8 protein-coding genes are annotated in these 11,822 nt (G+C 66.8%); 6 read left to right on the top strand and 2 right to left on the bottom strand.

Features of this window, described 5'->3' with window-relative positions; translation table 11 throughout:
- Position 1: 1 nt before the first annotated feature.
- Together AC07OX_RS03105 and AC07OX_RS03100 are read right to left on the bottom strand one after the other, a co-directional pair.
- Positions 2–802: an alpha/beta hydrolase gene (locus AC07OX_RS03105; protein ID WP_495259818.1), complete on the bottom strand. Its 801-nt coding sequence runs from the start codon at positions 800–802 to the stop codon at positions 2–4.
- 10 nt (positions 803–812) lie between these two features.
- Positions 813–2,438 carry a 4-hydroxyphenylacetate 3-hydroxylase family protein gene (locus tag AC07OX_RS03100; protein ID WP_495259817.1) on the bottom strand — a complete coding sequence of 542 codons (1,626 nt, stop codon included), beginning with the start codon at positions 2,436–2,438 and terminating at the stop codon, positions 813–815.
- Between the two features lie 127 nt (positions 2,439–2,565).
- Here AC07OX_RS03100 and AC07OX_RS03095 point away from each other — a divergent pair, with 127 nt between their 5' ends.
- The 6 genes from AC07OX_RS03095 (at position 2,566) to lpdA (ending at position 11,775) form a co-directional block, all read left to right on the top strand.
- A complete protein-coding gene (locus AC07OX_RS03095) occupies positions 2,566–3,252 on the top strand; it encodes a TetR/AcrR family transcriptional regulator (protein WP_495259816.1) in 687 nt (228 codons plus the stop codon).
- A 12-nt stretch (positions 3,253–3,264) separates the two neighbouring features.
- Complete coding sequence (locus AC07OX_RS03090) at positions 3,265–3,870, top strand: isochorismatase family protein (protein ID WP_062480816.1); 606 nt, start codon at positions 3,265–3,267, stop codon at positions 3,868–3,870.
- Between the two features lie 158 nt (positions 3,871–4,028).
- Complete coding sequence (locus AC07OX_RS03085; protein ID WP_495259815.1) at positions 4,029–5,942, top strand: propionate--CoA ligase; 1,914 nt, start codon at positions 4,029–4,031, stop codon at positions 5,940–5,942.
- Positions 5,943–6,137: 195 nt separating this feature from the next.
- Positions 6,138–9,014, top strand: coding sequence for a 2-oxoglutarate dehydrogenase E1 component (locus AC07OX_RS03080; RefSeq protein ID WP_062480820.1), 2,877 nt, complete (start codon positions 6,138–6,140; stop codon positions 9,012–9,014).
- Positions 9,015–9,068: 54 nt separating this feature from the next.
- Positions 9,069–10,325 carry a 2-oxoglutarate dehydrogenase complex dihydrolipoyllysine-residue succinyltransferase gene (gene odhB, locus AC07OX_RS03075; RefSeq protein ID WP_070061019.1) on the top strand — a complete coding sequence of 419 codons (1,257 nt, stop codon included), beginning with the start codon at positions 9,069–9,071 and terminating at the stop codon, positions 10,323–10,325.
- Between the two features lie 19 nt (positions 10,326–10,344).
- Positions 10,345–11,775: a dihydrolipoyl dehydrogenase gene (gene lpdA, locus AC07OX_RS03070; RefSeq protein WP_307586915.1), complete on the top strand. Its 1,431-nt coding sequence runs from the start codon at positions 10,345–10,347 to the stop codon at positions 11,773–11,775.
- The last annotated feature ends 47 nt before the right edge of the window (positions 11,776–11,822 follow it).

Raw genomic sequence — 11,822 nt, 5'->3', positions numbered from 1 at the left:
CTCAGCCCGGGCAGCCCGGCAGCGGCAGCGTCGGCAGCAGGCGGCGCCAGAGCCGCCGCCACTCGGGCCAGTCGTGTCCGCCCTCGGTCGTGACCACGCGTTCCGCCGGCAGCGCGCCAGCCAACAACCGGTGGCTGAAGGCAAAGCGGTCGTCGAGCGCGTAGCCCAGGTACAGCGGCGGCCGGTCGCCGAAGGTGCGGGTGTGGCCGACGTAGCCGCGCAGCCATTGCCACAGCTGCGTGTCGCTGGGCGTGCGTGGGTCGCTGCCGGGTGGTGCTTCGAGCGGGCCGCGCCAGCGCGACAGGCCGCCGGCATTGGCGATGTCCTGGCTCAGCACGCGTTCGCCCAGGTAGGGCGCCAGCACGACCAGGCCGGCGAGGTCGCCGGGGTGCGTCTGGGCATACAGCAGCCCGCCGAAACCGCCGACCGAGATGCCCGCGATCCAGATCGCCTTGTAGCCCTGGCGGCGCGCCGGTGTGATCACGTCCTGCGCCAGCCGGTCGAGGATGGTCTTGTTGCGGTAGTAGCCCATGTGGGCATCGACGCGCAGGGTGTCGACCGCGAGCCGGCTCTCGTTCAGCGCGTCGATGAAGCCTTCGCGCACGAACTCCTCGGGCGCCGAGTAGGCGCCGGGCAGCAGCACGATCAGCGTGTCGGCGTTGCGGGTGCAACTGCTCTTTTCCAGTGTGCTGGCCAGTGGTGCCTCGGCGGTGCGCAACCCGCCGCAGCCGGCGAGCAGCAGCAACGAGGCGGCGCCGAGGAACAGGGCGAGGCGGCGGCGCAGGAGCGACAGGGTCTGCATCCGCCGGAGTCTAGGTGCGCGACACCGGAATTGGCAGGTCGACCATCACGGGCTGTCCCGGCACGGTGCAGCCGGTGTCGCAGCACTTGCCGGGCTGGCGGTTCTTCGTGATGGCGCGTTGCGGGTCGTGCGGCGCGGCGGTCGGCGTGCCGTCGGCTGCGATGCCGCGCTCGAGCAGGCGCTCGACCAGCTCGACCTTCGAGCCCACCGGGTAGTTGCGCCAGATTTCCTGCTTCATCGCCGCCGGCGAGCCGCCGCCATGCAGGCTGATCACGCTGTACCAGCCGCCCTGATAGCCGGCCGTGAGTTCTTCGATGAATCGCGCGGTCTCGATGCGCTGCTCGTAGGGAATGGCGGGGTTGGCGCGCAGCACCTCCGACAGCCGCGCCGCGGTCTCGGGGTTGTGGTCTTCGTCGGGGCCGGGCAGGGTGACGATCAGGCCGCCGCTCACGTAGTGCGCGATGCGGTGCATGTCGTAGATCTTGGTGGCCAGCAGCAGCTTGCCGATGTTGCTGAACATCGGGTCGGGCATGAAGACCTCGCAGTGGTCGTCGGCCTTGCCGTAGACGCTGGCCGCCACGCCGCAGGCAAAGAAGCTCTCGGTGATGGTGATGAGCTCGACCATCTGCTCGCGCAGGTGGCTCTCCTTGCCGGGGTCGAAGCCGTTGGCCTCGCACATCAGCGCGCCGGCGCCGATCAGCAGGTCGCCGAAGCCGGCGCGGGCGGCGATGCAGCTGTGGCGGTGGTGCGTGGCGTAGCTGTAGGTCAGGTGGCCCGAGTGCTCCCATTCGCCGGCGTAGAACACGCGCTCCCACGGCACGAACACGCGGTCGAACATGCACACGCCGGTGCTCTGGCCGTACTTGCGGCTGAAGAGGGCGTCGCCGTGCTCCAGCTTCTCGCCGGGTCGCCCGGCGGGCCGCGCGACGATGGTGAGGCCGGGCGCGTCGAGCGGCACGGCGCAGCAGACGGCGAAGTCGGCGTCTTCCTTGCCCATGTTGCGGCAGGGCATGACCAGCAATTCATGCACATACGGCGCGCCGGTCACGATGGCCTTGGTGCCCGAAATGACGATGCCGCGCGCGTTGCGCTCGACCACGTGCAGGTAGCTGTCGACGTTCGCCTGCTCGTGCGGCCGGCGACTGCGGTCGCCCTTGGCGTCGGTCATGGCGACGCCCAGGGTCAGGTCCTGGTCCTGGATGCGGTGCAGGTAGTTGTGAAAGCGCGCGGTGTGCTCGGTGCTGCCGCGCGCGTCGTCGATGCGCGCCGACACCTGGGCGATGGCGTTGAGCGCGTCGTGCGTCAGGTAGCGCTGGGCGCAGCCGGTTTCCTGGCAGACCAGTCGCACGGCCTCGAGCTTGTTGAGCAGGTCGCCTGAACTCGTGTTGATGTGCGAGAGCCGGTTCACGCGCTTGCCGCTGGTGTGCTGCACGGCGGTCATGAGCGGCGCGTACTCGGACTTGAGCGCGTGGTCGTAGGTGAGGGCGATGGCGTTGATGCCGGGCTGGAAGGCGGGCTCGTCGGCCACGCTGGCGACGCGGCGGCCGTCGACGAACACGGTGGGCGTGTAGCGGCGCAGCGATTCACGGTAGTCGGCGCCGGACATGAGGAGGGCGTCGGAAGGCGAGGCATTCATGCGTGTTGTCTCCAGGGGCTCGTGGGGGTTTTTGGACCGTTGGCGCAAAGATTTAAACACTGTTCAATTTTTAGATCAACGTTCGAAAAAATGATCAGTAACCAGATCGAGGGCTATAGTCCCGCCCATGCACGCCAAGCTCCAACGCCGCCAGACCCTCACCGACGCGCGCCGCGCCCTGGTGCTCGACGCCGCCCGAACGGTGTTCGCCGAGGCGGGCATCGAGGGCGCGAGCATCCGTGAGATCGCGAAGAAAGCCGGGTACACGCCGGGCGCCATCTATTCGTACTTCGAGAGCAAGGAGGCGATCTACGCGGCCTTGCTCGACGAGTCGCTGCTGCGCCTGCAGGCCGCGGTGGCCGAGGTGGCGGTGTCCGAGGTCCGGCCCGACCAGACCCTGGCCGCCAAGGCCCAGGCCTGGTTCGATTTCTACGCGGCGAACCCGCGCGACCTCGACCTCGGCTTCTATCTGGTGCATGGCATGCGGCCCCGGGGACTGACGCACGCGCTCGATCACGAATTGAACGACCGCCTCTACGACGCCCTGCGCCCCTGCGAGGAAGCGCTGCTGGCGTTGGGCCTCGATGCCGACCTCGCGCAGCAGGAGAACACGGCGCTGTTCGCGCACGGCGTCGGCCTGCTGCTGATGCAGCACACGGGGCGCATCCGCATGTTCAGGCAGTCGGCCGATGCGCTGTTCAAGACCTACCTCGCGCAACTGGCACAGCGATCGACCCCTGTCGCAACAGCGGAAGACGCGGTGAAACCCGCTCTTTTCAGTGGTACGGTTCAGCCCAGTTCAACCGATACCTGAAAGAAGAAGTCCATGCTGCTCGACGCCACGCAATCCCAACTCGTCCTGGTCGATTACCAGGCGCGGCTGATGCCGGCGATCTTCGAAGGCGAGGCGGCAGCGCGCAACGCGGCGCGCCTGGGCCAGATGGCGCAGTGGGTCGACGTGCCGGTCTGGGGCACCGAGCAGAACCCGTCCAAGCTGGGCGAGAACCTGCCCGAGATCCGTGCCTTCTGTCGCAAGACGCTGGCCAAGATGCATTTCAGCGGCGTGGAAGAGGGGCTCGGCGAATGGCTGCGTCCGCCCGCCAAGGCCGCGCCGCAGGGCAATGCCCGCAGCCTGCCCAAGCACCTGCAGAAGCCCCCGGCCGCGGCCGAAGAGCGCAACACCATCGTCATCGCCGGCTGCGAAGCCCATGTCTGCCTGCTGCAGACCGCGCTCGACCTGCTCGAGGACGAGTTCGACGTGTGGGTCGTCACCGACGCCTGCAGCTCGCGCACCGAGCGCAACCGCGACGCCGCCTTCGACCGGCTGGCCGGCGCGGGCGCCGAGCTGGTGACCACCGAGATGGTCGGCTTCGAGTGGCTGCGCACCGCCGAGCACCCGGCGTTCCGCGACCTGCAGGCACTGATCCGCTAGTCCGCTGATTCACTGAATTGCTGTCGAAGGGCGGCCCGGCAAGGGTGCCGCCCGGATTGCCGCGGCTGTCAGCTTCCCGCAAGATCGGTCCCCATAATTATGAATTCAGTTTCGGCGCGAGTCCGGAACGGCATCCATAAAACAGGAGACAGATCCCGATGAGCCGCTATGAAGAGTTCTACCGCCAGTCCGTCGACGCGCCCGAGGCTTTCTGGGCCGAGCAGGCCAAGCTGATCGACTGGCACACGCCCGCGCAGCAGATCCTCGACGCCAGCCAGCCGCCGTTCGCGCGCTGGTTCGTCGGCGGCACCACCAACCTGTGCCACAACGCCGTCGACCGGCACCTGGCCGATCGGGGCGACCAGCCGGCGCTGATCTTCGTGTCGACCGAGACCGGCACCGAGAAAAGCTACAGCTTCGCCGAACTGCACGCCGAGGTGCAGCGCACCGCCGCCAGCCTCGTCGAGCTGGGCGTGGGCAAGGGCGACCGCGTGCTCATCTACATGCCGATGATTCCCGAGGCCGCTTTCGCGATGCTGGCCTGCGCGCGCATCGGCGCCATCCACTGCGTGGTGTTTGGTGGTTTCGCGAGTGGCTCGCTGGCCACGCGCATCGAGGACGCCGAACCCAAGGTGGTCGTGAGCGCCGACGCGGGGTCGCGCGGCGGCAAAGTCATCGCGTACAAGCCGCTGCTCGACGAAGCCATCCGCCTGTCGAAGTACAAGCCTGAAGCCGTGTTGCTGACCGATCGCGGCCTGGCGCCCATGGATCTGACCGCCGGCCGCGACCATCTGGCGGGCGACCTGAGGCACAAGCACCTGGATGCGCAGGTGCCCTGCACCTGGCTGGCCTCGACCGACATCAGCTACACCATCTACACGAGCGGCACCACCGGCAAGCCCAAGGGCGTGCAGCGCGACGTGGGCGGCTACGCCGTGGCGCTGGCCGCGAGCATGAAGCACATCTTCGACGGCCGCCCCGGCGAAACCTACTTCTCGACCAGCGACATCGGCTGGGTGGTGGGCCACAGCTACATCGTCTACGGCCCGCTGATCGCGGGCATGGCCACCATCATGTACGAGGGCCTGCCCACGCAGGGCATCGACCAGCAGCCCGACGGCGGCATCTGGTGGCGCCTGGTCGAGAAGTACAAGGTGACCGTGATGTTCAGCGCGCCCACCGCCGTGCGCGTGCTCAAGAAGCAAGACCCGGCGCTGCTCAAGAAGTACGACCTGTCGACCCTGCGCGCGCTGTTCCTGGCCGGCGAGCCGCTGGACGAACCGACTGCGCGCTGGATCAGCGAGGGCCTGGGCGTGCCGATCATCGACAACTACTGGCAGACCGAATCGGGCTGGCCGATGATCACCATCGCCAACGGCGTGGAAGCCAAGCCCAGCAAGTTCGGCAGCCCCGGCGTGCCGATGTACGGCTACCGCATCAAGATCCTGCACGAGTCGACCGGCGAGGAGCTCACGGGCGCGAACGAGAAGGGCGTGGTCGTGGTCGAGGGCCCCACGCCGCCGGGTTTCATGCAGACCGTGTGGAAGGACGACGCCCGCTTCGTCAACACCTACTGGAAGAGCGTGCCGGGCAAGATGGTCTATTCGACCTTCGACTGGGGCATCCGCGACGCCGACGGTTACTTCTACATCCTGGGCCGCACCGACGACGTGATCAACGTGGCCGGCCACCGCCTGGGCACTCGCGAGATCGAGGAGAGCATCTCGGGCCACGCCAACGTGGCCGAGGTGGCGGTGGTCGGCGTGGCCGACACGCTCAAGGGGCAGGTGGCGATGGCCTTCGTCGTGCCGAAGGACGGCCTTGCCGTGACCGATGCCGACGCGGCGCTCAAGCTCGAGGGCGAAATCATGAAGGTCGTGGCCGACCAGCTCGGCGCCCTGGCGCGGCCTGCGCGCGTGCGCTTCGTGAGCGGCCTGCCCAAGACCCGCAGCGGCAAGCTGCTGCGCCGGGCGATCCAGGCCGTCTGCGAGCAGCGCGACCCGGGCGACCTGACCACCATCGACGATCCGGCCACGCTCCAGCAGATCAAACAGTTACTGTCCGCCACCTGACCGCGGGCGCGAATCGGGGTAGGGTTGCGGGCCTTGCGCAGCCGCGTTCTGTCGTCATATGGTTGACGTGGCACAATGCCAAGGTACTCAGGCCCTTCCCCAGCCACAGTCGCATCCGCCAATCGGTCCAGCCGTGTCGCGGAAGGTTTCTTAACCAACTCGTGCTTCCTCCAGGGAAGCGAAGGTCAGCGGATCATGAGCGATTCCTCTACGCCCACGGCGTACACCGCCTATCAAGGCAACACCTACCTCTTCGGCGGCAATGCGCCCTATGTCGAGGAGATGTACGAAAACTACCTCGCCAACCCCGGCAGCGTTCCCGACAACTGGCGCACGTATTTCGACGCCCTGCAGAACGTTCCCGCCGCCGACGGCACCAGCGCCCGCGACGTCCCCCACCTGCCGGTCATCAACGCCTTTGCCGAACTGGCCAAGCAGGGCACGACCCGTGTCGTGCAGGCCAGCGGCGCCGACTCCGAACTCGGCCGCAAGCGCACGGCAGTCCAGCAGCTGATCGCCGCCTACCGCAACGTCGGCGCCCGCTGGGCCGACCTCGACCCGCTCAAGCGCGCCGAGCGTCCCGCCATTCCGGAACTCGAGCCCTCGTTCTACGGTTTTGCCGACGCCGACCTCGAGACGGTGTTCAACACCAGCAACACCTTCTTCGGCAAAGAGACCATGTCGCTGCGCGACCTGCTCAATGCCTTGCGTGAAACGTACTGCGGCACGATGGGTGCCGAGTACATGTACACCACCGACCAGAACCACAAGCGCTGGTGGCAGCAGAAGCTCGAAAGCGCCCGCACGAACCCGAAGCTCAGCGCCGAGCAGAAGAAGCACGTGCTGAATCGCCTGACGGCCGCCGAAGGCCTCGAGCGTTTCCTGCACACCAAGTACGTCGGCCAGAAGCGCTTCTCGCTCGAAGGCGGCGAAAGCTTCATCGTCGCGATGGACGAGCTGATCAACCAGGCCGGCGTCAAGGGCGTGCAGGAAATCGTGATCGGCATGGCCCACCGCGGCCGCCTGAACGTGCTGGTGAACTCGCTGGGCAAGATGCCCGCCGACCTGTTCGCCGAGTTCGACCACACCGCCCCCGAAGACCTGCCCTCCGGCGACGTCAAGTACCACCAGGGCTTCAGCTCGGACGTGACCACCCCTGGCGGTCCGGTCCACCTGAGCCTGGCGTTCAACCCCTCGCACCTGGAAATCGTGAACCCCGTGGTCGAAGGCTCGGTGCGCGCCCGCATGGACCGCCGCGGCGACCCGCTGGGCAAGCAGGTGCTGCCCGTGATCGTGCACGGCGACGCCGCCTTCGCAGGCCAGGGCGTCGTGATGGAAACGCTGGCACTGGCCGAAACCCGTGGCTACTCCACCGGCGGCACGGTGCACATCGTGATCAACAACCAGATCGGCTTCACCACCAGCGACCCGCGCGACAGCCGCTCGACGCTGTACTGCTCGGACATCGTCAAGATGATCGAAGCACCGGTGCTGCACGTGAACGGCGACGACCCCGAAGCCGTGGTGCTCGCCACCCAGTTCGCCCTGGACTTCCGCATGGAATTCCAGAAGGACGTGGTCGTCGACATCATCTGCTTCCGCAAGCTGGGCCACAACGAGCAGGACACGCCCTCGCTCACCCAGCCGCTCATGTACAAGAAGATCGCGGCCCACCCCGGCACGCGCAAGCTGTACGCCGACAAGCTGGCCGCGCAAGGCCTGGGCGACACGCTGGGCGACGACATGGTCAAGGCGCAGCGCGCCGCCTTCGACGAAGGCAAGAACACCGTCGACCCCGTGCTCACCAACTTCAAGAGCAAGTACGCCGTCGACTGGAGCCCGTACCTCAACAAGAAGTGGACCGATGCCGGCGACACCGCCATTCCCTCTGCCGAGTGGAAGCGCCTGGCCGAACGCATCACCAAGGCACCCGAGAACTTCACCGTGCACCCGCTCGTGAAGAAGGTGCTGGACGACCGCGCCGCCATGGGCCGTGGCGACGTCAACGTCGACTGGGGCATGGGCGAGCACATGGCTTTTGCCTCGCTGGTGGCCAGCGGCTACCCGGTGCGCCTGTCGGGTGAAGACTCGGGCCGCGGCACGTTCACGCACCGCCACGCCGTGCTGCACGACCAGAACCGCGAGAAGTTCGACACCGGCACCTACACGCCGCTGCAGAACGTGGCCGAGAACCAGGCACCGTTCGTCGTCATCGACTCGATCCTGTCCGAAGAAGCCGTGCTGGCCTTCGAATACGGCTACGCCTCGAACGACCCCAACACGCTCGTCATCTGGGAAGCCCAGTTCGGCGACTTCGTGAACGGCGCGCAAGTGGTGATCGACCAGTTCATCGCCTCGGGCGAAGTCAAGTGGGGCCGCGTCAACGGCATCACGATGATGCTGCCGCACGGCTACGAAGGCCAGGGCCCCGAGCACAGCTCGGCCCGCCTGGAGCGCTTCATGCAGCTGAGCGCCGACACCAACATGCAGGTGGTGCAGCCGACCACGGCCAGCCAGATCTTCCACATCCTGCGCCGCCAGATGGTGCGCAACCTGCGCAAGCCGCTGATCATCCTCACGCCCAAGTCGCTGCTGCGCAACAAGGACGCGACCTCGCCGCTGTCCGAGTTCACCAAGGGCAGCTTCCAGACCGTCATTCCCGACAGCAAGGGTCTGAAGGCCGAGAAGGTCAAGCGCCTGATCGCCTGCTCGGGCAAGGTCTACTACGACCTGGCCAAGAAGCGCGAAGAGCAGGGCAGCGACGACGTGGCGATCATCCGCGTCGAGCAGCTCTATCCGTTCCCGCACAAGGCGTTCGCCGCCGAGGTCAAGAAGTACCCCAACCTCGTGGACATCGTGTGGTGCCAGGACGAGCCGCAGAATCAGGGCGCCTGGTTCTTCGTGCAGCACTACATCCACGAAAACATGCAGGAAGGCCAGAAGCTCGGCTACTCCGGCCGTGCCGCTTCGGCATCGCCTGCCGTCGGCTACTCGCACCTGCACCAGGAACAGCAGAAGGCGCTGGTCGATGGCGCATTTGGCAAGCTCAAGGGCTTCGTGCTGACCAAGTAAGAACCGTCCCTTTTCACACGAACACCCTCAAGAACAAAACGGAGCTCACTCCAAATGTCTATCGTAGAAGTCAAAGTCCCCCAGCTTTCCGAATCCGTGGCCGAGGCCACCATGCTCACGTGGAAGAAGAAAGCCGGCGAAGCCGTCGCCGTCGATGAAATCCTGATCGAGATCGAAACCGACAAGGTCGTGCTCGAAGTACCGGCCCCCTCGGCCGGCGTGCTGGTCGAGATCGTTCAGCCCGACGGCGCCACCGTGGTGGCCGAGCAGCTGATCGCCAAGATCGACACCGACGGCAAGGCCGCCGCGGCAGCGCCTGCTGCTGCAGCTGCACCCGCCGCCGCGCCGGCCGCTGCTGCACCCGCAGCGGCAGCCGCCGCCACCGGTGGTTCGAAGGCCGACGTCGCCATGCCCGCCGCCGCCAAGCTGCTGGCCGACAACAACCTGAAGACCAGCGACGTGGCTGGCACGGGCAAGGACGGCCGCGTGACCAAGGGCGACGTGCTCGGCGCCGTGGCTGCCGGCGCCAAGCCTGCCGCCACCATCGCCGCCCCGGCTGCCAAGCCCGCGCTGCAACAGGTCGCAGCGCCTGCCGCGCCCGACCTGGGCGAGCGTCCGGAACAGCGCGTGCCGATGAGCCGCCTGCGCGCCCGCATCGCCGAGCGCCTGATCCAGTCTCAATCGACCAACGCCATCCTGACCACCTTCAACGAAGTGAACATGGCCCCGGTCATGGACCTGCGCAAGAAGTTCCAGGACGCGTTCACCAAGGAACACGGCGTGAAGCTCGGCTTCATGAGCTTCTTCGTGAAGGCTGCGGTGCACGCGCTGAAGAAGTACCCGGTGCTCAACGCCTCGGTCGACGGCAACGACATCCTGTACCACGGCTACTTCGACATCGGTATCGCCGTCGGTTCGCCGCGCGGCCTGGTGGTGCCCATCCTGCGCAATGCCGACCAGATGAGCTTCGCCGACATCGAGAAGAAGATCGCCGAGTACGGCAAGAAGGCGCAAGACGGCAAGCTGGGCATTGAAGAAATGACCGGCGGCACGTTCTCCATCTCCAACGGCGGCACCTTCGGCTCGATGCTCTCGACCCCGATCATCAACCCGCCCCAGTCGGCCATCCTGGGCGTGCACGCCACCAAGGACCGCGCCGTGGTCGAAAACGGCCAGATCGTCGTTCGCCCGATGAACTACCTCGCCATGAGCTACGACCACCGCATCATCGACGGCCGCGAAGCCGTGCTGGGCCTGGTCGCCATGAAGGAAGCGCTGGAAGATCCGTCGCGCCTGCTGTTCGACATCTGATCCGGGGAGCAAGAACCAGATGGCAAACAAGCAATTCGACGTCGTCGTCATCGGCGGCGGTCCTGGCGGCTACATCGCGGCGATCCGCGCTGCGCAGCTCGGCTTCAACGTGGCCTGCATCGACGAGTGGAAGAACGGCAAGGGCGGCCCCGCACCGGGCGGCACCTGCACCAACGTCGGCTGCATCCCCTCGAAGGCGCTGCTGCAATCGTCGGAGCACTTCGAGCAGGCCGGTCACCACTTTGCGGACCACGGCATCAAGGTCGAAGGCCTCGGCCTGGACATCGACAAGATGCTGGCCCGCAAGGACCAGGTCGTGAAGCAGAACAACGACGGCATCCTGTACCTGTTCAAGAAGAACAAGATCAGCTTCTTCCATGGCCGCGGTTCGTTCGTGAAGGCGGACGAAGCCGGCTACGAAATCAAGGTGGCGGGCGCCGCTGAAGAATCGATCAGCGGCAAGCACATCATCATCGCCACGGGCTCCAACGCCCGCGCGCTGCCGGGCACGCCGTTCGACGAGGAAAACATCCTCTCGAACGACGGCGCGCTGCGCATCGGTGCGGTGCCGAAGAAGCTGGGCCTGATCGGCTCGGGCGTCATCGGCCTCGAAATGGGCTCGGTGTGGCGCCGCCTCGGTGCCGAAGTCACGGTGCTCGAAGCACTGCCGACCTTCCTGGGCGCCGTGGACGAGCAGATCGCCAAGGAAGCCAAGAAGGCCTTCGACAAGCAGAAGCTGAAGATCGAACTCGGCGTCAAGGTCGGCGAGATCAAGTCGTCGAAGAAGGGCGTGAGCGTCGCCTGGACCAACGCCAAGGGCGAAGCCCAGACGCTGGAAGTCGACAAGCTGATCGTCTCGATCGGCCGCGTGCCCAACACCATCGGCCTGAACGCCGAAGCCGTGGGCCTGAAGCTCGATGAGCGCGGCGCCATCGCCGTGGACGACGACTGCAAGACCAGCCTGCCCAACGTGTGGGCCATCGGCGACGTGGTGCGCGGCCCGATGCTGGCGCACAAGGCCGAGGAAGAAGGCGTGGCGGTGGCGGAGCGCATCGCGGGCCAGCATGGCCACGTGAACTTCAACACCGTGCCGTGGGTGATCTACACCAGCCCCGAGATCGCATGGGTCGGCCAGACCGAGCAGCAGCTCAAGGCCGCGGGCCGCGCCTACAAGGCCGGCACCTTCCCGTTCCTGGCGAACGGCCGCGCACGCGCGCTGGGCGACACGACCGGCATGGTCAAGTTCCTGGCCGACGCCGCCACGGACGAGATCCTGGGCGTGCACATCGTGGGCCCGCAGGCCAGCGAGCTGATCTCCGAAGCCGTGGTGGCGATGGAGTTCAAGGCCAGCGCCGAAGACATCGCGCGCATCTGCCATGCGCACCCGTCGCTGTCGGAAGCCACCAAGGAAGCGGCCCTGGCCGTGGACAAGCGCACGCTCAACTTCTGATCTCCGGTTCTTGAGCGAACCCGGCCCCGATCGACCCTCGCGGGGCG

The sequence above is a fragment of the Variovorax sp. GW821-FHT09D07 genome (genome assembly GCF_059416345.1).
The sequence above is the reverse complement of the archived record's forward strand: the minus strand, read 5'-3'. Positions and strand labels throughout refer to the sequence as shown.

Bases quoted from the DNA above. Each gene is read 5' to 3' on its own strand.
- AC07OX_RS03085 (WP_495259815.1), top strand. From the start codon at position 4,029: ATGAGCCGCTATGAAGAGTTCTACCGCCAGTCCGTCGACGCGCCCGAG.
- AC07OX_RS03090 (WP_062480816.1), top strand. From the start codon at position 3,265: ATGCTGCTCGACGCCACGCAATCCCAACTCGTCCTGGTCGATTACCAG.
- AC07OX_RS03080 (WP_062480820.1), top strand. From the start codon at position 6,138: ATGAGCGATTCCTCTACGCCCACGGCGTACACCGCCTATCAAGGCAAC.
- AC07OX_RS03095 (WP_495259816.1), top strand. From the start codon at position 2,566: ATGCACGCCAAGCTCCAACGCCGCCAGACCCTCACCGACGCGCGCCGC.
- AC07OX_RS03105 (WP_495259818.1), bottom strand. From the start codon at position 802: ATGCAGACCCTGTCGCTCCTGCGCCGCCGCCTCGCCCTGTTCCTCGGC.
- odhB (WP_070061019.1), top strand. From the start codon at position 9,069: ATGTCTATCGTAGAAGTCAAAGTCCCCCAGCTTTCCGAATCCGTGGCC.
- lpdA (WP_307586915.1), top strand. From the start codon at position 10,345: ATGGCAAACAAGCAATTCGACGTCGTCGTCATCGGCGGCGGTCCTGGC.
- AC07OX_RS03100 (WP_495259817.1), bottom strand. From the start codon at position 2,438: ATGAATGCCTCGCCTTCCGACGCCCTCCTCATGTCCGGCGCCGACTAC.